18 protein-coding genes and 3 tRNA genes are annotated in these 21,272 nt (G+C 72.2%); 13 read left to right on the top strand and 8 right to left on the bottom strand.

All coding sequences use genetic code 11. The features are described from left to right. The first annotated feature begins 99 nt into the window (after positions 1 to 99). From serA to RWK90_RS02030, 5 genes are all read left to right on the top strand, one after another. Positions 100 to 1,692 (top strand): phosphoglycerate dehydrogenase, encoded by a 1,593-nt coding sequence (gene serA / locus RWK90_RS02050; RefSeq protein ID WP_314034175.1) that lies wholly within the window; start codon positions 100 to 102, stop codon positions 1,690 to 1,692. Positions 1,693 to 1,718: 26 nt separating this feature from the next. Further along, entirely contained in the window at positions 1,719 to 2,738 is a 1,020-nt protein-coding gene (locus RWK90_RS02045) for a 3-isopropylmalate dehydrogenase (protein WP_314034173.1), read from the top strand. A 113-nt stretch (positions 2,739 to 2,851) separates the two neighbouring features. Further along, positions 2,852 to 4,714 (top strand): DUF294 nucleotidyltransferase-like domain-containing protein, encoded by a 1,863-nt coding sequence (locus tag RWK90_RS02040; RefSeq protein ID WP_314034171.1) that lies wholly within the window; start codon positions 2,852 to 2,854, stop codon positions 4,712 to 4,714. Further along, the gene (locus RWK90_RS02035; protein WP_314034169.1) at positions 4,711 to 5,433 is read left to right on the top strand and encodes an exonuclease domain-containing protein; all 723 of its coding nucleotides are present in this window, start codon (positions 4,711 to 4,713) and stop codon (positions 5,431 to 5,433) included. Before RWK90_RS02040 ends, RWK90_RS02035 begins: the two co-directional genes overlap by 4 nt. Positions 5,434 to 5,442: 9 nt before the next feature. Then, positions 5,443 to 6,237 (top strand): fumarylacetoacetate hydrolase family protein, encoded by a 795-nt coding sequence (locus RWK90_RS02030; protein ID WP_314034167.1) that lies wholly within the window; start codon positions 5,443 to 5,445, stop codon positions 6,235 to 6,237. A gap of 37 nt (positions 6,238 to 6,274) precedes the next feature. Here the strand turns inward: RWK90_RS02030 and RWK90_RS02025 are convergent, their stop codons facing one another. Beyond that, on the bottom strand, positions 6,275 to 7,405 hold the full coding sequence (locus RWK90_RS02025) for an isochorismate synthase (RefSeq protein WP_314034165.1): 1,131 nt from the start codon (positions 7,403 to 7,405) through the stop codon (positions 6,275 to 6,277). Positions 7,406 to 7,535: 130 nt separating this feature from the next. Between RWK90_RS02025 and gltX the strand changes: the two genes are divergently transcribed. The 3 genes from gltX (at position 7,536) to RWK90_RS02010 (ending at position 9,364) form a co-directional block, all read left to right on the top strand. After that, positions 7,536 to 9,020 carry a glutamate--tRNA ligase gene (gltX, locus tag RWK90_RS02020; protein ID WP_314034163.1) on the top strand — a complete coding sequence of 495 codons (1,485 nt, stop codon included), beginning with the start codon at positions 7,536 to 7,538 and terminating at the stop codon, positions 9,018 to 9,020. 145 nt (positions 9,021 to 9,165) lie between these two features. Continuing rightward, positions 9,166 to 9,237: transfer RNA gene (locus tag RWK90_RS02015), tRNA-Gln, on the top strand. A gap of 54 nt (positions 9,238 to 9,291) precedes the next feature. Beyond that, positions 9,292 to 9,364: transfer RNA gene (locus RWK90_RS02010), tRNA-Glu, on the top strand. A gap of 47 nt (positions 9,365 to 9,411) precedes the next feature. Here the strand turns inward: RWK90_RS02010 and RWK90_RS02005 are convergent. The 3 genes from RWK90_RS02005 to RWK90_RS01995 form a co-directional block, all read right to left on the bottom strand. Further along, on the bottom strand, positions 9,412 to 10,407 hold the full coding sequence (locus RWK90_RS02005) for a hotdog domain-containing protein (protein WP_314034161.1): 996 nt from the start codon (positions 10,405 to 10,407) through the stop codon (positions 9,412 to 9,414). A 146-nt stretch (positions 10,408 to 10,553) separates the two neighbouring features. Further along, positions 10,554 to 12,146, bottom strand: coding sequence for an MDR family MFS transporter (locus RWK90_RS02000; protein WP_314034159.1), 1,593 nt, complete (start codon positions 12,144 to 12,146; stop codon positions 10,554 to 10,556). Continuing rightward, positions 12,139 to 12,873 carry a helix-turn-helix domain-containing protein gene (locus tag RWK90_RS01995; RefSeq protein WP_314034157.1) on the bottom strand — a complete coding sequence of 245 codons (735 nt, stop codon included), beginning with the start codon at positions 12,871 to 12,873 and terminating at the stop codon, positions 12,139 to 12,141. The genes RWK90_RS02000 and RWK90_RS01995 overlap by 8 nt, the downstream gene beginning before the upstream one ends. 118 nt (positions 12,874 to 12,991) lie before the next feature. Between RWK90_RS01995 and RWK90_RS01990 the strand changes: the two genes are divergently transcribed. Next, positions 12,992 to 13,064 (top strand) — tRNA-Glu (locus RWK90_RS01990). Between the two features lie 73 nt (positions 13,065 to 13,137). Next, positions 13,138 to 13,989 (top strand): ABC transporter substrate-binding protein, encoded by an 852-nt coding sequence (locus RWK90_RS01985; RefSeq protein WP_314034155.1) that lies wholly within the window; start codon positions 13,138 to 13,140, stop codon positions 13,987 to 13,989. Here the strand turns inward: RWK90_RS01985 and RWK90_RS01980 are convergent. Next, positions 13,986 to 14,687 carry an IclR family transcriptional regulator gene (locus tag RWK90_RS01980; RefSeq protein ID WP_314034153.1) on the bottom strand — a complete coding sequence of 234 codons (702 nt, stop codon included), beginning with the start codon at positions 14,685 to 14,687 and terminating at the stop codon, positions 13,986 to 13,988. The genes RWK90_RS01985 and RWK90_RS01980 overlap by 4 nt on opposite strands. Positions 14,688 to 14,757: 70 nt before the next feature. Between RWK90_RS01980 and leuC the strand changes: the two genes are divergently transcribed. The 3 genes from leuC to RWK90_RS01965 all read left to right on the top strand — a co-directional run bounded on the left by leuC (position 14,758) and on the right by RWK90_RS01965 (position 17,361). Then, positions 14,758 to 16,224, top strand: coding sequence for a 3-isopropylmalate dehydratase large subunit (leuC, locus tag RWK90_RS01975; protein ID WP_314034151.1), 1,467 nt, complete (start codon positions 14,758 to 14,760; stop codon positions 16,222 to 16,224). Between the two features lie 5 nt (positions 16,225 to 16,229). After that, a complete protein-coding gene (gene leuD / locus RWK90_RS01970) occupies positions 16,230 to 16,826 on the top strand; it encodes a 3-isopropylmalate dehydratase small subunit (protein WP_314034149.1) in 597 nt (198 codons plus the stop codon). A gap of 154 nt (positions 16,827 to 16,980) precedes the next feature. Then, positions 16,981 to 17,361 carry an HU family DNA-binding protein gene (locus RWK90_RS01965; RefSeq protein WP_314034147.1) on the top strand — a complete coding sequence of 127 codons (381 nt, stop codon included), beginning with the start codon at positions 16,981 to 16,983 and terminating at the stop codon, positions 17,359 to 17,361. Between the two features lie 80 nt (positions 17,362 to 17,441). On the opposite strand, the gene RWK90_RS01960 is transcribed toward RWK90_RS01965, so the two are convergent. From RWK90_RS01960 to cofC, 3 genes are read right to left on the bottom strand one after another with little or no spacing between them, the layout of a single operon-like run. Then, a complete protein-coding gene (locus RWK90_RS01960) occupies positions 17,442 to 18,356 on the bottom strand; it encodes an NUDIX hydrolase (RefSeq protein WP_314034146.1) in 915 nt (304 codons plus the stop codon). After that, positions 18,353 to 20,449, bottom strand: coding sequence for an RNA degradosome polyphosphate kinase (locus RWK90_RS01955; protein ID WP_314034145.1), 2,097 nt, complete (start codon positions 20,447 to 20,449; stop codon positions 18,353 to 18,355). The genes RWK90_RS01960 and RWK90_RS01955 overlap by 4 nt, the downstream gene beginning before the upstream one ends. Continuing rightward, positions 20,446 to 21,165, bottom strand: coding sequence for a 2-phospho-L-lactate guanylyltransferase (cofC, locus tag RWK90_RS01950; RefSeq protein WP_314034144.1), 720 nt, complete (start codon positions 21,163 to 21,165; stop codon positions 20,446 to 20,448). Before cofC ends, RWK90_RS01955 begins: the two co-directional genes overlap by 4 nt. Positions 21,166 to 21,272 lie beyond the last annotated feature (107 nt).

Below are 21,272 nucleotides of genomic sequence, written 5' to 3'. Positions count from 1 at the left end.
GCCACGGTAGGCGCCGCCGGCCGGGCCGGCCACTGCTGGGCCGTCGCGGGAGGTGGCATAGACTGGCCTCGCCCGTTTTGACACCGAGGAGATCCCACTGTGACAGCATCCGGACGTCCCGTCGTCCTCATCGCCGACAAGCTCGCCCAGTCGACCGTCGACGCGCTCGGCGACGCCGTGGAGGTCCGCTGGGTCGACGGCCCGGATCGCCCCAAGCTCCTCGAGGCGGTCGCCGACGCCGACGCGCTGCTCGTGCGCTCCGCCACCACCGTCGACGCCGAGGTGCTCGCCGCCGCCCCCAACCTCAAGATCATCGGCCGCGCCGGGGTGGGCCTCGACAACGTCGAGATCCCCGCCGCCACCGAGCGCGGCGTCATGGTGGTCAACGCGCCGACCTCCAACATCCACTCGGCCGCCGAGCACGCCGTCGCGCTGCTCATGTCCGCCTGCCGCCAGATCCCCGCCGCCGACGCCACGCTGCGTGAGCACACCTGGAAGCGCAGCTCCTTCAACGGGGTCGAGCTGCTCGGCAAGACCATCGGCGTCGTGGGCCTCGGCCGCATCGGTCAGCTCGTCGCCCAGCGCCTCGCGGCGTTCGAGACGCACATCATCGCCTACGACCCCTACCTGCCCGCCGCCCGCGCGGCGCAGCTGGGCATCGAGCTCGTCGACATCGACGAGCTGGTCTCCCGCGCGGACATCATCACGATGCACCTGCCCAAGACCAAGGAGACCGCCGGCCTGTTCGACGCCGAGCGGCTCGCCCGCGCCAAGGACGGCGTCGTGATCGTCAACGCCGCCCGCGGCGGCCTCATCGTCGAGGACGCCCTCGTCGACGCGCTGAAGTCCGGCAAGGTCCGCGCGGCTGCGCTCGACGTGTTCGACACCGAGCCGTGCACCGACTCGCCGCTGTTCGAGCTCCCCAACACAGTGGTCACCCCGCACCTCGGCGCCTCCACCTCGGAGGCCCAGGACCGCGCCGGCACCGACGTCGCGCGCAGCGTGCTGCTCGCCCTGCGCGGCGAGTTCGTGCCCGACGCCGTCAACGTCTCCGGTGGCCCGGTCGGCGACGAGGTCGCGCCCTGGCTCGACCTCGTGCGCAAGGTCGGCCTCATCGCCGGTCACCTGTGCCCGGGCGTGCCCACCACCGTCAACGTCGAGGTCGCCGGCGAGCTCGCCGCCGAGCAGGTCGACGTCCTGGGCCTGGCCGCCCTGCGCGGTATGTTCTCCGCCATCACCGACGAGCCCGCCACGTTCGTCAACGTCGGACAGATGGCCGAGCAGCGCGGCGTCACCCACTCGGTGGAGACCCGCAGCGAGTCCAAGGCCTACCGCAGCACCGTCACCGTCACCGCGGTGGCCGCCGACGGCGCCACCGGCCAGGTCACCGGCACCCTGTCGGGCCTGGAGAAGGTCCAGAAGATCGTCCGCATCAACGAGCGCGGCTTCGACCTGCGCGCCCAGGGCCAGAACCTCTTCGTCCACTACTCCGACCGCCCCGGCGTGCTCGGCAAGGTCGGCTCGATCCTCGGCGGCGAGGGCATCGACATCCAGGCCGCCGCCCTGAGCCAGGACGCCACGGGTGAGGGCGCGTCGCTCATCCTGCGTGTGGACCGCCCGGTCGCCGAGCCGACCATCGACCGGATCGTCTCCGAGCTCGGTGCGACGGCCACCCAGATCAACCTCGACTGACGAGCAGCAAAGGAACCCACATCACCATGAAGCTCGCAGTCATCCCCGGTGACGGCATCGGCGTGGAGGTCACCGCCGAGGCGCTCAAGGTCCTCGACGCCCTCGTGCCCGGCGTGGAGAAGACCGAGTACGACCTCGGCGCCCGTCGTTACCTGCGCAACGGTGAGACGCTCACCGACGCCGACATCGCCAGCCTCAAGACGCACGACGCGATCCTGCTGGGCGCCATCGGCGACCCCCGCTCCGTGCCGGCCGGGATCCTCGAGCGCGGCATGCTGCTGCCGCTGCGCTTCGCCCTGGACCACCACGTCAACCTCCGACCCTCGCGGCTGTTCCCCGGGTCGGCGACCCCGCTGAAGAACCCCGGCGAGATCGACTTCGTCGTGGTGCGCGAGGGCACCGAGGGGCTCTACACCGGCAACGGCGGGGCGATCCGCGTGGGGACCCCCCACGAGATGGGCACCGAGACCTCGGTCAACACCCGCTTCGGCGTCGAGCGCGTCGTCCGCGACGCGTTCGGACGGGCGATGTCCCGCCGGCGCAAGCTCACGCTCGTCCACAAGACCAACGTGCTCGTCAACGCCGGCGGACTGTGGCAGCGCACCGTCGACGAGGTGGCCGCCGAGTTCCCCGAGGTCGAGGTGGACTACTGCCACATCGACGCGGCGACCATCTACATGGTCACCGACCCCGCCCGCTTCGACGTGATCGTCACCGACAACCTCTTCGGCGACATCATCACCGACCTCGCCGCCGCCGTCACCGGCGGCATCGGGACCGCTGCTTCGGGCAACATCGACGCCTCCGGTACCAACCCGTCGATGTTCGAGCCCGTCCACGGCTCGGCGCCGGACATCGCCGGACAGGGCAAGGCCGACCCGACCGCCGCGATCCTGTCGGTGGCCCTGCTCCTGCGTCACCTCGGCAGGACCGCCGAGGCGGACAAGGTCGAGGCCGCGGTCGAGGCGGACCTCGGCTCGCGCGGCGACGCGCCCGTCGTCACCTCCGAGGTGGGCGACCGGATCGTCGCCGCGGTCACCGCCTAGGTCGACCCCGCACCCCGGCGGCGACGCGCCGGGCTCCCCACCGCCCCCGGCCCGCGGGTGTGAATCGCCAGAAGCGAGCACACCGCGGGCCGTCGGCGTCCACAGTGGAGGGCGTGGACGTGGAACTGGCCGAGGTGCGCGACTTCCTCGCCCGCTGCGCGCCGTTCGACGCACTCCCGCCGGAGGACCTCGACCGGCTGCCGGCGCGGCTGACCCAGCGCTACCACCGCCGGGGCTCGGTCATCATCGAACCGGGGGCGCCGAACGACTCCCTGCACATCATCCGGACCGGTGCCGTCGAGGTGTGCGACCCGAACGGCGCCCTGCTCGACGCGCGGGACGAAGGCGACTGCTTCGGGTACTCGACGCTCACCCAGTCCCGCCTGTCGCGCTACCTCATGGTCGCGTCGGCCGACACCCTCCTGCTCGAGATGCCCCGCGAGGTGTTCGACGAACTGGCCGCCGGGAACCCGGACCTGCGCGCCTTCTTCGGCGCGCGCAGCGATCGGATCCGCCAGGACCTCGCCTCCGCGCGCGTCGCGGCCTCCGGCGGGGACGTCCTCGGCACGCCCGTGGGGGAGTTGCTCACCAGGGACGCGGTCACCGTGGAGCCCACGACCCCCATCCGCGAGGCCGCGCGGTTCATGACGCAGGAGCGGGTCTCGGCGCTCGTGGTGGTGGAGTCCGGGCGCGTCGTGGGCATCTTCACCGACCGCGATCTGCGCGCGAAGGTCGTCGCGGTGGGCGGGGACCCCGAGGCCCCGGTCTCGACCATCATGACCCGCGACCCGGTGACGGTGGACGCGGGGACGCGCGCGTTCGACGCCACCCTGCTCCAGATGGACCACGGGGTCCACCACCTCCCGGTCTGCCAGGACGGGGCACCCACGGGGATGGTGACCACGGGAGACCTGCTCCGGCTCGCGCAGGCCGACCCGGTCTACCTCGCAGCCCGGATCTCCCGCGCCCCGGACCCCGACGCGGTCGCCGGCCTGGCGGAGCGCCTCCCGCCACTGATCGGGGAGTTCGTCCGCCGCGGCACCGCGCCCCAGGACATCGGGCGGGTCATCACCGCCACCGCCGACGCGGCCACCCGGCGGCTGCTCGCCCTGGCCGAGACCGAGCTCGGGCCCGCGCCCGCCGCCTACTGCTGGGTGGGGCTCGGATCGCAGGCCCGGGGTGAGCTCGGCGCCTCCAGCGACCAGGACAACGCGCTCGTCCTCGCCGACGCCGCCGACACGGTCCCGGGCGCCCACGACTACTTCGCAGCACTCGCGGAGCGCGTCTGTGACGGACTGGAGCGGGCGGGTTTCGCGCGCTGTCCCGGCGGCGTCATGGCCACCAACCCGCAGTGGCGACGCACCGCGTCCGACTGGGAGCGGCGGGTGCGTGACTGGGTGGGCGCCCCCGACCCGGACGCCGTGCTGCGCAGCCAGGTGTTCTTCGACATCCGCGCCGTGCACGGTGCCGACGAGCTGCTGGACCGGGTCCGTCGGGAGATGCTCTCGAGGGCGCGGGGGAGTGCGCGGTTCCTCGCCCACCTCGCGCGGATCGCCTGCGACTGGCAACCGCCCCTGGGGTTCTTCCGTGGCCTGGTGGTCGCGCGCCGCGGGGAGTACCGCAACACCCTCGACATCAAGGCGGGGGGTATCGCGCCCGTCGTGCAGATCGCCCGCCTGCACGCCCTGTCGGCCGGGCTGCCCGAGGTCTCCACGCTGGACCGGCTCGACGCCGCGGCGACCGCCGGGGTGATCGCGCGCACCGACGCGGAGAACCTCTCCGGCGCCATCCGCTTCCTCCGCGGGCTCGCCTACCGTCATCACGCGCGCCAGATCGCCGAGGGCCTCGTCCCGGACAACCACGTCGACCCGTCGACCCTCGGCACGATGGACCGGCACCGCCTCCGGGCGGCGTTCCGCATCATCGCGGGTGCACAGTCCGCGCTGGCGATCCAGTACCGGGTCGGGCGGATGTGACGGCGCTCGACAGGCTCGCGGCGGCCGCCCGCCGGCGACGCGCGGCCCGCCGGGCCCCCGACGGACCGCTCGGCACGCTCCTGCGGACGCCGCCGCCGGACCCCTCCACTCCGCTCGCAGAGGCGCGACTGCTGGCCGTGGACGTGGAGACGACGGGCCTCGACCCACGCCGTGACCGGGTCGTGTCGGTGGGGTTCGTCCCGGTCGACGGGGACCGGATCGTGCTGGCCGGGGCGGGGTCCATGGTGTTGCGACCGGACGACCGGACGGGGGTCGACGACGGGGTCGGACAGAGCGCGACCGTCCACGGACTCACCGACGACGACGTGGCCCACGGAACCGGGGTCGAGGAGGTGCTCGACCGGGTCCTCACAGCCCTGACCGGGCGGGTCCTCCTCGCGCACTACAGCGCGATCGAGGTGGACTTCCTCGGCGTCCTCTGTCAGCGCGTGTACGGCGTACGTCCGCCCCTGGAGGCCGTCGACACGCTCGAGCTTCAGCGGCGGATCCTCGGCGGCGGGATCGACATGGGCTTCACCGCGGACCCGTCACCGGACGACCTCCGGCTGTGGGGCGCACGGGCACGCTACGGGCTGCCCCGGTACCGCGCCCACGAGGCCGCCGTCGACGCCCTCGCGTGCGCAGAGCTGTACCTGGCCCAGGTGGCCGAGCTCCGCGAGCGTGGGGCGCGCGTCCTGCGGGACCTGCGCACGTCCTAGGATCGCGGTATGCGTCTCGCCCGTATCGCCCATCCCCAGGGGTTCGCCTTCGTCGAGGTCCGTGGGGACGTCGCCGACCCCTCCTCCCTGACCTGTGCCGAGATCTCCGAGCACCCGTTCGGCACCCCCGAGTTCACCGGCCGCGAATGGCCGCTCGCCGACGTGCGCCTGCTCGCGCCCATCCTCGCGTCGAAGATCGTGTGCGTCGGGAAGAACTACGCGGATCACGCCGAGGAGATGGGGTCGCAGGCCCCGGCGCAGCCGCTGATCTTCCTCAAGCCCAACACGTCGGTCATCGGCCCCGAGGCCGCCATCGCCTACCCGCCGAGTTCCGAGCGGGTGGACCACGAGGGTGAGCTGGCCGTCGTGATCGGCCAGCCGTGCCGGGACGTCGCCGCGGCGCGCGCCCGGGACGTCATCCTGGGCTACACGTGCGCCAACGACGTGACCGCCCGGGACCAGCAGCTGGCCGACGGGCAGTGGACCCGGGGCAAGGGGTACGACACCTTCTGCCCGCTCGGCCCGTGGATCGTCACCGACCTGGACCCCAACGGGCTGGACGTCCGCACCACCGTCACCCACGAGGACGGGACCAGCGAGCTGCGTCAGGACGGCAACACCTCGCAGTTCATGCACACCGTCGGCGAGATCGTCGAGTACGTCACCCGGGTCATGACCCTCCTGCCCGGCGACGTCATCCTCACCGGGACCCCGGCCGGGGTCGGGCCGTTGCTGCCCGGCGACCGCGTCACGGTGGAGATCGAGGGAATCGGGTCGCTGGGCAACCCGGTCGTCGACAGGTAGGCCCGGAGGGCCCGGGAGGACCCGCCGGCGGATCGGCCTAGGCCGCGCCGACCGCCCGGAGGACCGTGCGCAGCTTGGCCCCGGTCTCCGCCACCTCGTCGTCGGGCTCCGAGTCGGCCACCAGCCCGCCCCCGGCCCACGCGATGGCCCCGGTGCGGTCCGCGTCGATCTCGACGCAGCGGATCGTCACCATCCAGTCACCGTCACCGCCCGCGTCGGACCACCCGACGGCACCGGCGTAGAACCCGCGGTCACCCTCGATCCCCGCGATGAGTCGGCGGGCCGCGTCCGTCGGGGTCCCGCACACGGCGGGGGTGGGGTGCACCGCCAGCGCCAGGTCGAGGGCGGTGGTGCGCGGGTCGGCGATGCGACCCCGGATGCGGGTGCCGAGGTGCCACATCTCCCGCGTCGACGTCAGCGACGGGCGCTCGGGGATCTCCAGGTCGGTGCACAGCGGGGCGAGCGACCGGGCCAGCGAGTCCACGACGAAGGCGTGCTCCGACGCGTCCTTCCCGGAGGCCCGCAGGGCGCGTCCGGCGGCCTGGTCGGCGGCGGGATCGGCCGACCGCGGCGCCGACCCGGCCAGCGGGTGGCACTCCACCAGATCGCCGCGGCGACGCACCAGCAGCTCGGGACTCGATCCCACGAGGACGCGGCCGGAGTACCGTCCCCCGGCGGGTGAGAGATCCACGAGGTAGCCGTCGGCCGCGGGGCTCGCGTCGATGAGCGCGGCGCAGACCGCGTGCGGGTCGATCGGCTCCTCGGCCTCGAGGCGGACGGCCCGGGCCAACACCACCTTGTCGAGTTCGCCGGCGCGCACCCCCGAGATAGCGGTCGACACGCGCGCCCGGTGCTCCGCGGCGGTGGGCACCTCCTCGGCGACGCGGGCCCGTGTGCGCATCGCCCGGAAGTAGGCGGGGGGCTCGAGCGGGCCGTCGGTGCGCACCACCACGTCCGGCTCCACGAGCGCGGCGGGCGCGTCCGGCTCGAACCCGATGGCGCCCACCACCAGGCGGCAGGAACCCGCGCGGAGGGCGAGGGCGGCGTCGGCGGGATCGGTGAACGCGGAGAGCGCCCCCTGGGTGCGCAGCGAGCCCGTGGGCCGGGAGAGCAGGAAATCCGGGGCGGTGACGGGACGGCCGACGTCGGGGTGGGGCCCTGACGCCACGGCTCGCCTCCTCGACTCGGCTCGGTCCGTGCGGCGCGGTCCCAGGAGGGGCGCCGGCCACGGGTACCCGCTGATCCTAGGCCGGTCCTCGGCGGGGGTGCGAGCCGGGACCGTCACTAGGATGGGGCCCATGACAGCCTCCGAGGTCCGCGTCCGCTTCTGTCCGTCACCCACCGGCACCCCCCACGTGGGGCTCGTGCGCACGGCACTGTTCAACTGGGCCCACGCCCGGCACACGGGCGGCACGTTCGTCTTCCGGATCGAGGACACCGACGCCGCCCGCGATTCCGAGGAGTCCTACCAGGCCATCCTCGACGCGCTCCGGTGGCTGGGGCTGGACTGGGACGAGGGACCCGAGGTCGGTGGCCCGTACGCTCCGTACCGGCAGTCGGAGCGGCGCGAGCTGCACCTCGACGTGGTGCGCAGGCTCGTCGAGGCGGGGGAGGCCTACGAGTCGTTCTCGACCCCCGAGGAGGTCGAGGCCCGGCACCGGGCGGCGGGGCGTGACCCCAAGCTGGGCTACGACGGCTTCGACCGCGACCTCACCGAGGAGCAGAAGCAGGCCTTCCGTGACGAGGGGCGGGGCGCGGTGATCCGCCTGCGGATGCCGGACGAGGACCTGTCCTGGAACGACCTCGTCCGGGGGGAGACGACGTTCAGGGCCGGGACGGTCCCCGACTTCGCGCTCACCCGCGCGAACGGCATCCCGCTGTACACCCTGGTCAACCCCGTCGACGACGCGCTGATGAAGATCACGCACGTCCTGCGCGGGGAGGATCTGCTCAGCTCGACCCCGCGGCAGATCGCCCTGTACCGGGCGCTGGAACGCATCGGTGTGGCGGACGGCGTGCCGGAGTTCGGCCACCTGCCGTTCGTCATGGGCGAGGGCAACAAGAAGCTGTCCAAGCGCGATCCCGAGTCGGACCTCTTCCTCCACCGCGACCGCGGCATGCTCCCCGAGGGACTGCTCAACTACCTGGCGCTGCTCGGGTGGGGACTGTCGGAGGACCGCGACGTGTTCTCCCTGCAGGAGATGGTCGACGCGTTCGACGTCCGCCAGGTCAACGCCAACCCGGCCCGGTTCGACCAGAAGAAGGCCGACGCGATCAACGCCGAGCACATCCGTCAGCTGCCGGCGGAGGAGTTCGCCCGGCGCCTGCGCGAGTACCTCGTCGCCCACCCCTCCGAGGACGGGCTCACGCTGCCGGCGGACTTCGACCCGCAGCGGTGGGCGGTCGTGGCGGAACTGCTGCAGACCCGGATCGTGGTGCTGTCGGACGCGTGGAAGCTCATCCGGTTCCTGCTGGTGGACGAGGCGGCCTTCGAGGTGGACCCGCAGTCGGCGGCGAAGAACCTCAAGGCCGAGGCGCGCGAGGTCGTCGAGGCGGCGATCGCCGCCCTGGAGCCGCTCGAGGAGTGGACGACGCCCGCTATCGAGGCCGCCCTGTCCGGGGCGCTCGTCGACCGGCTGGGCATCAAGCCGCGGAAGGCCTACGGCCCCGTGCGGGTGGCGGTCACGGGTTCGCATATCTCGCCGCCGCTGTTCGAGTCCCTCGAGCTGCTCGGCCGCGAGGCCACGCTGTCCCGTCTGCGGTCGGCGCCGATCGCCGGGTGACCGGCCGGCCGCGCACGTCCCCGTCGGGGCGTGCGCGGCCGGCTCAGGCTCGAATCTCGGCTGTGACCAGGCGATTTGCTATTCACCCACCATTGTTTGGTAATCTCTTCGAGGCCGCTGAAGAGCGGCGGACAAGTGAAAACAGTGGCCTATGGTGTAATTGGCAACACAGCTGATTCTGGTTCAGTCGTTCTAGGTTCGAGTCCTGGTAGGCCAGCGGAGTACTCCTCGTGAGTGCTCATGAGCGGATCCCCAGCGGATCCGCGTCCTAGCCCCCGTCGTCTAGCGGCCTAGGACGCCGCCCTCTCACGGCGGTAGCGTGGGTTCGAATCCCATCGGGGGTACAACAGCAGGAACGCCCGGAGCACATCGCTCCGGGCGTTCCTCGTTCTCAGCCCGGCACGGCCGCCCGTGTGGCCTCCCGCCCGCGTGAGCGCAGGCGGATGAGCTCACGGGCGTGCTCGTCCAGGGCGTGGTCCTCGTCGGACACGGGGTCCCACCGCTCGACCCGGGTGGGGCGGCCGTGGGCGTCGAGGGCGGCGCAGACGGTGAGGCAGTGCGTGGTGAGCGTGCGCGGATCCGAGGTCGGCGGCCCGGAGCGGACGTGAACGGACACGTGCATGGTCTCCTGTCCGGTGTGCAGCAGACGGGCCTCCACCTCCACCACGTCCCCGATGCGCACCGGGTGGTAGAACCGCACCCCGCCGGCGTACACGGACGTACACGAGGTGCCCGACCACCGGGCGGCGCACAGGTTCGCGGCGTCGTCGATCCACGACATGATCCGGCCACCGTGGGCGTTGCCGCCCCAGTTCACGTCCGTCGGCGCGGCGAGCAGGCGCAGGGTCGAGCGGGGCGCGGTGCCCGCGCCGGAATAGACCTGCCGCGCCATCGCGCGCTCGATGTCGCGGCGCAGGCCGATGCGCCGGACCGCCTCGTCGGACTCGTGGATCTCGAGGCCGGAGGCGGGCCGCCAGGCCGGGACCGTGGCGGGCGCCCCGTCGCGCACGGAGATGAAGATCACCAGGCACTCCGCGCAGTGGCGGGCGGCGGGTCGAGCGGGTTCACACGCGCGGACGTCGCACTGGATGTGCATGGAGGTGGTCCCGGTGTGGACGAGGCGGGCGGACACCTCGACGAGCTCGCCGGAGTGGATCGGCCGGGAGAATCGGACGTTGCCGACGTAGGCCGTGACGGCGTAGCCGCCCGACCACCGGGCGGCCAGCGCGTACGCGGCCTTGTCTATCCATTCGAGGATGCGGCCGGTGTGTACCTGGGTACCGGTCCCGACGTCGGTCGGGGCGGCCAGGAAACGCAGGACGATCTGGCGGTCGGGGGTCGTGTGGGTCGCGCCCGGCTCCGGGGCGACGGGATGCGTCGTGGTCACGCGGTGGACGGTAGCGACTGCGCGTGACGGGTTCGTTTCGGCGCGTGTACGGATCGGGTGTCCTGGTCCTCACCCCCGCGCCGGCGCGTGGTGAGCGCGGGCGCGGGGAGGAGGGGCGGGGAAGGGCGGTGGCCCCGCCCGGTGGGTCAGTCGACCGTCTCCTTGAGGGTGTCCTCGCGGACGAACAGCAGGAGCACCGTCGCGACGAGGATGAGCGGGACGACCATGTGGTAGATCGGCACGAGGGCGTCGTTGTACGAGGCGACGATCGCGTCGTGCAGGGGCCCTGGGAGGCCGGCCAGGATCTCCGGGCTCATCGAGTTCGCCGCGCCCGAGCCGTCGGCGAACGTCTCGGCGATCCGGGCGCCCTCGGGACCGAGTTCGGCCGCCGCGGCCGGGACGCGCTCTCCCATGAGGTCGGCGAGGCGGCTCACGAAGAGGGAGCCGACGATGGCCGAGCCCATGGTCCCGCCGATCTGGCGGAAGAAGTTGTTGGATGCGGTCGCCGTGCCGACCATGGTGATGGGGAAGGCGTTCTGGACGATCAGCACCAGCAGCTGCATACACAGGCCGAGTCCGAAACCGAACACGAAGAGCACGACCCCGAGGTGGACGAGGGTGTCGCCGGCCCGCAGCGAGCCGATGAGCCACAGCCCGACGGCCATGATGAGGGTGCCGGCGACGGGGTACCACTTGTAGCGGCCGGTGCGGCTGACGATGTTGCCGACGACGATGGAGGTGCCCATCATGCCGATCATCATGGGGATCATCATCAGGCCGGCGTCGGTGGGGCCCAGGCCGTGGACCATCTGGATGTAGGTGGGCAGGTAGGCCATGCAGCCGAACATCGCCACGCCGATGAGGAGTCCGGCGCCGGTGGAGATGGAGAAGTTCCGCTCGGCGAACAGGGTCATGGGGATGAGGGGGTGCGGGGAGCGTAGTTCGACGAGGACGAACGCCACCGCGCTCACGAGGAACACCGCGCCCATCGCGAGGATGACCGGGTCAGTCCAGGCGTAGCGGTTGCCGCCCCACGACGAGATGAGGATGAGAGCCGTGGTCCCCACGGCCATGAGGAGGGTGCCGGGCCAGTCCGTGCGACGTCCGCCGCCGCGGTTGGGCAGGCGGAGCCAGACGACGGCCACGACCAGGGCGATGAGGCAGACCGGGAGGTTGAACCACAGGGCCCAGCGCCAGCCGGGGCCCTCGGTGAAGAATCCGCCGAGGAGGGGGCCGAGGACGGACGACAGGCCGAAGACGGCGCCCATCACGCCCATGTACCGTCCGCGCTGCCGGGCGGGGACGACGTCGGCGACGATGGCCTGGGACAGGACCATGAGGCCGCCGCCGCCGAGACCCTGGACGGCACGGGCGGCGATGAGCAGGTCGATGTTCGAGGCGAGCGCGCCGAGCAGCGAGCCGGCCGAGAACAGCAGGATGGCCGCGACGAACAGCGGCTTGCGGCCGATCTGGTCCCCGAGCTTGCCGTAGACGGGCAGCCCGATGGTCATGGTGAGCAGGTAGACGGTGATGACCCAGCTCATGCGGTCGACGCCGCCGAGGTCGGCGACGATCGTCGGCAGCGCGGTGGCGAAGATCATCTGCCCCAGGGAGACGATGAGCATCCCCAGCAGCAGCGAGGTGAACACCAGCGGGACGTTGTGCGTCGCGGGTGACGGGGCGGGGGAGCGGTCGGTGCCGGGCGGTGCGGCGGTGGTGCGGAGGTCTGTCTCACTCATGGGGTGTCCCGTCGGTGGTGGCGGAGGGGGTGAAAGCGGGGGTCGGGGCGGCGGCGCGGGCCCCGGGGTGGTGGGTGCAGGGCTCGCCGACGAGCGCGGCGAGCTGGCCCAGGGCGGTGACGCAGTCGGCGTGGAGGTCGGCGAAGGAGGCGGAGTCGCGGTTCAGCCAGGTCGCCATGCCCAGGTTCCCGGAGGCGGCGACGAGCGCCACGTACGCCCGCGCCTCGGCCTCGGCGCTCACGCCGCCGAGTCGGCGCAGCCGCGGGTGCTGCTCGAGGTGGCCGGTGACCAGGTCCACCAGGCGCAGCTGGAACCGGGACGAGGCGGTCATGCGCGCCGCACCGAGTTCCGGCTCGGCGCGGAAGATCTCGCGCCGCCGCTGGACGAGGGTCGCGGTCTGGTCGCGGTCGGCGATGCGGGTGGCGGCGAAGCCGGCGATGAACACCCGCATCAGGGCGCGGGGGACGTCGGGATCGGCACGGTCGAGGAAGTCCCGGCTCTCCGCCTCGGGGAGGTCCTGTGGGGTGGCGCCGATCACCGCGGCCTCCTTGGAGGCGACGTAGTTGAAGAACGTGCGCTTGGAGACCTCGGCGGCCGCGCAGATCTGTTCGACGGTCACGGCGTCGTAGCCGTACTCGAGCACCAGCTCGGTGGCGGCGTCCTCGATGGCGAGGAGCGTGGCGCGACGCTTGCGGTCCCGGAGGGAGATGTCGGGGGGAGAATTCACGTGAGAAGGTTACCCAGAAAGTAGACCGAGTGCATGTTTGCACCTGGTGAATCCGGTCACTCCCGCCGATTTGGCTCTGCGTCCACCTATCGGTTACTGTTGTGGAGCAACGAAACAGGCCCCCGTCGTCTAGCGGCCTAGGACGCCGCCCTCTCACGGCGGTAGCGTGGGTTCGAATCCCATCGGGGGTACAAGCGAGATGTCCCGGTTCGTCATCGACGAGCCGGGACGTTCTGCATTTCGGGCACGTGGCAGGATCGCCGCGTGACCTCACGTCGTGATCTCCTGCGCCTCGCCGTGGGCGGTGGCCTGACCCTGGCCGCCCTCGCGGCGTGCGGTGGGGAGAGGGGGGCGACGACGACGAGTTCGCCCGCCGCGGGTGACCCGCTGGCACCGCTGACGCCGATCCGTACGCCGACGCCGGATGCGCCACCTCGGCGCCTCATCGCGCTCTCCTCGGCCGATCTCGACGTCCTGCACGCGCTCGGTCGGGAGCCCGAGGCCGCGTGGGCGGTTGACGGGACGGGTCCGCGGCCCTGGCGGGAGCGTCCGGCCCCGCCGCGGCCCGGGTGGGAGGGCCCGGGCCTGCCCGGTCTCCGGTCGCTGCTGCCGTTCGGCGTCGACGCGTTCGTCCTCGCGGCGGCCGACGTCTCGGCGGACCAGCTCCGCGGGTACGAGCGGTTGGCGGCGGTCATCGTCGACCCGGAGGGTCGACCCGGCTGGCGGGCCCATCTCGACCTCGTGGCCGGCGCCCTCGACCGCGACCCCGCCCCGGCGGCCGGGCCCACCGAGGAGGCGCTCGACGCGTGGACGCGGGGACAGCGACGGTTGGGGGTCGAGGCCCTCGCCGTCGTCGTCGGCACCGGGGCCGGCCCCGACACCCCCGTGGCGACCCTCGCGGCGGACTCGCCGTTCGGCGCCGAGGTCCGCGCCCTGGGTGTCGACGTGCTCGCCCACGGGGAACCGAGGCCCTACCGGGAGCTGCGACGCCCCGGTGTGCAGGTGGTCCGGGTCGACCCCCGCGACGGCGACCTCGTGGCGGCCGTGCGCCAACCGAGCGTGGCCAGCCTGCCGTGGGCGCTCGAGCAGCTCGTCCGGGGGCGGCGGCCCGCCTAGAGCCGCTTGTGGATCGCGTCCGCCGCGGCGAGCAGGTCGGCGGCCCACTTCACGCCGGGCCGCCGACCGATGCGGTCGACCGGCCCGGACACCGAGATCGCGGCGACCACGGTGCCCCCGGCGTCACGGATCGGCGCGGAGATCGAGGCCACGCCCGCCTCGCGCTCGGCGACCGACTGCGCCCAGCCGCGCCGACGGACCTCCGCGAGCTGACGCTCCGTGTACGCGGCGTCGGCGAGCAGGGCGCGCTGGGTCGCGGCGTCCGCCCACGCGGCGAGTACCTTGGCCCCCGAGCCGCGGCTCATGGGCAGGACCGCGCCCACGGGAACGGTGTCCCGCAGGCCGGTCGGGGGTTCGGCCGAGGCCACGCAGATCCGACGGTCCCCCTCGCGGCGGTACACCTGCACGCTCTCCTCGGTGAGCTCGCGCAGGCGCGGCAGGACCGACGCCGCGGCGTCGGCGAGCGAGTCCGAGACGTGCGCCGCGAGCTTGGCGAGACCGGGACCGAGGCTCCACACCCCGGCCGCGTCGCGGGAGAGGAGTTGGTGGACCTCCAGGCCCACCGCGAGGCGGTGCGCGGTGGCCCGTGGCAGGCCCGTCCGCTCGCAGAGATCGGCCAGGACGCAGGGCTCCTCGGCCACGGCGTGCAGCACCGTCATCGCTTTGTCGAGGACCCCGATCCCGCTATACTGTCTCACAGTTCGACTATATCGTCCTACATGTTGAGAATCCATACGATGCTCACCCGGGACGTGGACTGGAGGCGTGATGACTGAGACCGTGACCGGCGGAACGCGACCGCGGACCCTGGCCGAGAAGGTCTGGGACGACCACGTGGTGGTCCGTGGCGAGGGTGAGGGGGAGTCCCGGGGACCCGACCTCATCTTCATCGACCTCCACCTCGTCCACGAGGTCACCAGCCCCCAGGCGTTCGACGGCCTCCGCCTGGCCGGTCGGGCCCTCCGTCGCCCGGATCTCACCCTGGCCACCGAGGACCACAACGTCCCGACCGACATCGTCGGCGGCGCGGTCAACCTCATCGCCGACCAGACCTCCCGCGTGCAGATCGAGACGCTGCGGCGCAACTGCGAGGAGTTCGGCGTCCGCCTGTACCCGATGGGCGACCTCGACCAGGGGATCGTCCACGTCGTGGGGCCGCAGCTCGGTCTGACCCAGCCGGGCATGACCGTGGTGTGCGGTGACTCGCACACCTCGACGCACGGGGCCTTCGGCTCCATCGCCATGGGGATCGGCACGTCCGAGGTCGAGCACGTCATGGCCACCCAGACGCTGAGCCTGCGCCCGTTCAAGACCATGGCCGTCACGGTCACCGGGGAGCTGCAGCCGGGCGTCACCGGCAAGGACCTCATCCTCGCCGTCATCGCCCAGATCGGCACGGGCGGCGGTCAGGGCTACATCATCGAGTACCGGGGCGAGGCCATCGAGAAGCTGTCGATGGAGGCGCGGATGACCGTGTGCAACATGAGTATCGAGGCCGGCGCCCGCGCGGGCATGATCGCCCCGGACCAGACGACGTACGACTACCTCCGGGGCCGCCCGCACGCGCCGACCGGAGACGAGTGGGACGAGGCCGTGCGGTACTGGGACAGCCTGCGCACCGACCCCGACGCGGCCTTCGACACCGAAGTCGTGATCGACGGCTCGGCGCTGACCCCGTACGTCACCTGGGGGACCAACCCCGGGCAGGGCGTCCCGCTGAGCGCGTCCGTCCCGCATCCGGAGGAGTTCACCGACGCCAGCGACCGCATCGCCGCGGAGAACGCGCTGGAGTACATGGACCTGCGGGCCGGGACCCCGATGCGCGAGGTGCCCGTCGACGTGGTGTTCGTCGGATCCTGCACCAACGGCCGGATCGAGGACCTGCGGTCGGTCGCCGAGGTGATCGACGGCCACCGGATCGCCGACGGCGTCCGGATGCTCGTCGTGCCGGGGTCCATGCGCGTCCGCCAGCAGGCCGAGGCCGAGGGCCTGGACAGGGTGTTCCACGAGTTCGGTGCAGAGTGGCGGCAGCCGGGCTGCTCCATGTGCCTCGGCATGAACCCGGACTCGCTCGAGCCGGGCCAGCGCTGCGCGTCCACCTCCAACCGGAACTTCGAGGGGCGCCAGGGCAAGGGTGCGCGCACCCACCTGGTCAGCCCGTCCGTCGCCGCGGCCACCGCCGTGCTCGGGCGCCTCGCCTCACCCGCCGATCTCGAGCCCGCGAAGGGGGCCTGACACCCATGGAGCCGATCACCACCCACACCGGCATCGGTGCCCCGCTGCGCCGTTCCAACGTGGACACCGACCAGATCATCCCGGCCGAGTACCTCAAGCGGGTCACCCGGACCGGCTTCGAGGACGGCCTGTTCTCGTCCTGGCGCGCGGCCGAGCCCGACTTCGTCCTCAACCGCGCCCCGTACGACCGCGCGACCGTCCTGGTGGCCGGCCCCGACTTCGGAACCGGGTCGTCCCGGGAGCACGCCGTGTGGGCGCTCATGGACTTCGGGTTCCGCGTGGTCGTCTCGTCCCGCTTCGCCGACATCTTCCGCGGCAACTCCGGCAAGGCCGGACTCGTGGCCGCCCAGGTCGAGCAGGAGAACGTCGAGCTCCTGTGGAAGGTGATGGACGAGCGACCGGGTATCGAGCTCACGGTCGATCTGGGGAGCCGGACGATCACCGCGGGCGACGTCACCGTGCCGTTCGACATCGACGACTACACGCGGTGGCGGCTCATGGAGGGCCTCGACGACATCGGCCTCACGCTGCGGCGGGCGGACCAGATCGAGGAGTTCGAGAGCCGGCGGCCGGCGTTCAAACCGGTGACCACGCCGCGCTGACGGGGACGCCCCCGGGCCGACGGGACACGCGAGAAAAAGTTTCGGAGTCACCTCCGGATTCGCCCCCGAATGGCGAGCCCGTGTGAGTATGCTTATATTCATTGGCGTGCGGTTGCGAACCGCACCGCATACTCACCCGAAGGGGGATCCCCACGTGAACAAAGCCGACCTGATCGCCGAGCTGGCGGACCGGATGGGCGGAGACCACCAGCTCGCCACCGAGGCGCTGGAGAACACCCTGGACATCATCGTGCGGACGGTGGCGTCCGGGGAGTCCATCACCATCATGGGTTTCGGCATCTTCGAGAAGAAGGCACGTGCGGCCCGCGTGGCCCGCAACCCCCACACCGGCGAGTCCATCCCGGTCCCGCCGACCTACTCGCCGGTGTTCCGCCCGGGGCAGTACTTCAAGTCGGTCATCCAGGGCACCGAGACGCTGCCCGAGGGGCGGCTCGCCGCCAAGCGCTCCAGCTCGCACCAGTCGTTCGGCGGGCTGCGCAGCAACGGCACCGGGCTCCGGGACAAGGTCAGCTGAGCCAGCTCCTCCGCCCCGCCCGTCACCCCGGTCGGCGGCGGGTCCCGTATCGGACCCGCCACCGGCCGGGGTGACGTTCGTCAGAACAGCGGCAGGGGGCTCGGGTAGTAGTCGGCGTGGACCAACGCCCCGTCGACGAACCCCAGGCCCCACACGCCGGCCTTCTTCGTCGATCCCTCGCCCACGTCGAGCCCGGCCGGGCCGGCGAGATCACGGACCAGCCCGGGGATGGCGGTTCCCTGCGAGCACACCGCCGCGACCCCCTCGCCGGCCGCGACGGCACCCAGCCGGGACACCGCCGCGGCGGGATCGGCCAGGTACGCCTCGTCACTCAACGCGGGCTCGACCGTGATCGGCTCCCCGAGCTCGTCGGCGAGCGGCGCCAGGGTCTGTTCGCAGCGCACCCGCGGGGCGCTGTGCAGGCGGGTGACGCCGAACGCCCGCAGCATCGGCGCCAGCATCTCCGCCTGGGCCCGCCCGGTCTTGTCGAGGGGCCGGAGGTCGTCGTCCCCGCTCCACTCGCTCCGGCGCCCCGCCTTGGCGTGCCGGACGAGCATCAGCACCGACCTGGCGCGCGGCGCGGCGTCGAAGCGCGTGAGGATCTTCCGGTCCAGCGGGTAGGTCACCAGCTGCATGGCCTCGTCTACCGGTACCCAGCGGAGCTCGTCGACCTCGGAGTTGGGCTCGAAGGCGCCGCCGGTCGACAACGCCGACCAGTAGGTGACCTCCTTGCGGAGGTTCTCCTTGAGCGGGTACCCGGTGGTGCCGATCCGCTCGCGCAGGACGGCGGAGAACCCCGTCTCCTCGAGCATCTCGCGGACGGCGGTGACAGGGACGGACTCCCCGGCGTCGACCTTGCCCTTGGGCAGGGACCAGTCGTCGTACCGGGGTCGGTGGACGACCGCGCACAGCGGGGTGTCGCCGTCCATCCGGTAGAGGACCGCACCGGCGGCGGGGACCACCCGGATCCTGGACCTGCTCGGCTTGGGGCTCATCGGTCGCGGAACCCTGCGTGCTGGGAGGCCATGAACTCCTGGTGGTCCACGGACCCCTCCCAGTCCTCGGACGCCGGCATCCGGGTCCAGGTCGCATCGGGCCGGAGGTGGAAGCTGCGGGTCGCCGGGTCGAGCGCCGAGTCGAAGATGCGGCGGATCTGGCCCTTGAGGCGCGGGTCGGTGACCGTGACCATCACCTCGACCCGGCGGTCGAGGTTGCGGTGCATCATGTCGGCGCTGCCGATGAACACCTCGTCCGCGCCCCGGAAGTGCAGGATCCGCGAATGTTCGAGGAAGCGGCCGAGGATCGACCGGACGTGGATGTTCTCGCTCAGGCCCGGGACCCCGGCGCGGAGCGAACAGATGCCGCGGACCACGATCTCGACCGGCACCCCGGCCTGCGAGGCGCGGTACAGCGCGTCGATCACCTGTTCGTCGACCAACGCGTTGGCCTTGATCCGGATGCCCGCCTCGTGGCCCTCCTCGGCCAGCGCGATCTCACGGTCGATCCGCTCGATGATGCCCGAGCGGATCCCCTCCGGCGCGACCAGCAGCCGGCGGTACTTGCTGACGTTGGAGAAGCCCGTGAGGTGGTTGAACAGGTCCGTCAGGTCCGACACGACGTCCTCGTCGGCGGTGAACAGTCCCACGTCCTCGTAGAGACGGGCCGTCTTGGGGTTGTAGTTGCCGGTGCCGATGTGCGCGTAGCGCTGCAGCCGGTCGCCCTCCTTGCGCACCACGAGGCAGGTCTTGCAGTGGGTCTTGAGGCCCAGCAGGCCGTAGACGACGTGGACACCGGCCTGCTCGAGCTCGCGCGCCCACCGGATGTTGTTCTGTTCGTCGAACCTCGCCTTGATCTCCACCAGGGCGACCACCTGCTTGCCGGCCGCCGCGGCGTCGACGAGCGCGTTGACGATGGGGGAGTCGCCGGAGGTGCGGTAGAGGGTCTGCTTGATCGCGAGGACGTCCTCGTCGGCCGCGGCCTGCTCGATGAACCTCTGGACCGTCGTCGCGAACGAGTCGTAGGGGTGCTCGACGAGGACGTCACCCTCCTGCAGGGAGGAGAAGATGTTGCGGGCGGTCTCCCGCTCCCCGAACGCCGGGGGAGTGGACGGGACCATGGCCGGGTCCTTGAGGTCGGGCAGGTCGAGGGCGTGGAGCTCCCAGAGCCCGGTGAGGTCGAGCAGCCCGGAGAACCGGATGACGTCGGCGGAGTCCACGTCGAGCTCGCGCTGCAGGATCCGCAGCATGCGCGGGGTGGTGTCCTCCGCGATCTCGAGCCGGACCGCCGACCCGAAGCGCCGACGCGCCAGCTCGCGCTCGAGCGCCTGCAGCAGATCCTCGTCGCGGTCCTCCTCGACCTCCATGTCCGCGTTGCGGGTCACCCGGAAGACGTGGTGCTCGACGATCTCCATGCCCTGGAACAACTCGTGCAGGTGCGCGGCGATGATGTCCTCGGCGGGGACGAACGAGTACTCGTCCGGGCCGCCGCGGTCGACCCGCACGAACCGGGGCACGTTGTGCGGGATCTTCACCCGGGCGAAGTGTTCCTGGCCCGAGTCGAGGTCGCGGATGATCACCGCCAGGTTCAGGCTCAGCCCCGAGATGTAGGGGAACGGGTGCGCGGGGTCCACCGCGAGCGGGGTGAGCACGGGGAAGATCGAGTTGCGGAACAGCTCGGCCAGCGTGGACCGCTCGTCGGCGGTGAGGTCGGACCAGGGCAGGATCCGGATACCGTTCGCCTCGAGCTCCGGGCGGATCTCGTCGCGGAACAGCCGGGTCTGTTCGTCGCAGAGCTCGCGGGTACGAAGACTGATCCGTCCGAGCTGCTCGGCGGGGGTCTGACCGTCGGCGGAGCGGACCGACAGACCGGTCTTGTCGCGACGCTTCAGGCCCGCCACCCGCACCATGTAGAACTCGTCGAGGTTCGAGGCGAAGATCGCGAGGAACTTGGCCCTCTCCAACAGCGGCAGACCCTCCTCCCCGGCCAGCGCCAGGACCCGGGCGTTGAAGTCGAGCCAGCTGAGTTCGCGGTTGAGGTAGCGGTCACGGGGCCGGGGCAGTCCCTGGAGGGCGTGCTGTTCTACGGTCACGGCACCATTGTGGCCGATAGCCCGTCCGCGTGCGTGCCGTGTCGGGACCGGGGGTCATGAAGGACCTCGGCCGTGGCGGGCCCCACGTCCCGGGCCGGCAGCGCGGCGAGATCGGCGGGGTCGTCGACGTCCCGGGTGGCCGCCCCGAGGTCGGCCGTCACGCCGACGGGGACCGCCCCTCCGTCCCTGAAGCGGGCCGCCGACCCGGGGCCGAACCGGCAGACGCGGGTCGCGCGTGCACCCGTCCAGAACGCCATCGTCGTCCCGGCCCCGCGATGGTCCGCCACGGTCGAGTGGGGGCTACACGCGGCGGCGGAGAGGATGCGGGACAGATGGTGCGGACGCAGCTCGGGCAGGTCGGCGGTGACGATCCCCGCGGGGCCGTGCAGGTCGTCGAGCGCGGCGGTGAGGGCAGCGTTGAGGGGGTCTGTCCCGAGCACGGCGGCCGGCGGCGGTTCCGCGACGAAATCCGCGCCCACCCGGGCGGCCAGCTCCCGCACGACCGGGTCGTCGGCAGAGACGACCCGAACGCGACGGACCTCGGGGGTCTCGACGCAGACCCGCAGTACGTCGGTGGCCATGGCCAGCACGAGTGCCTTCCGTCGGTCCGCCGGCAGCACCGGGTCCAGGCGGCTCTTCGCACGGGCGAGCGCCTTGACGGGCACGATGATCGTCCACCCGTCAGGGCCGGTCGCGCCACCCCCCGCTGTACTCATCGCCCGCCATCCTGCCAGCCGTGCCTCGCCGGCGTCCCCCGCCGGGTAGCGTTTGGCGGGATCCACCGCGGTCGGCGGGCAGGAACGACGAGGGCCGGGAGGCGAAG

Source organism: Dietzia sp. CH92 (assembly GCF_032248695.1).
GTDB lineage: Bacteria > Actinomycetota > Actinomycetes > Mycobacteriales > Mycobacteriaceae > Dietzia.
Note: the sequence above shows the minus strand (reverse complement) of the source record. Positions and strands in the feature narration are given on the sequence as shown.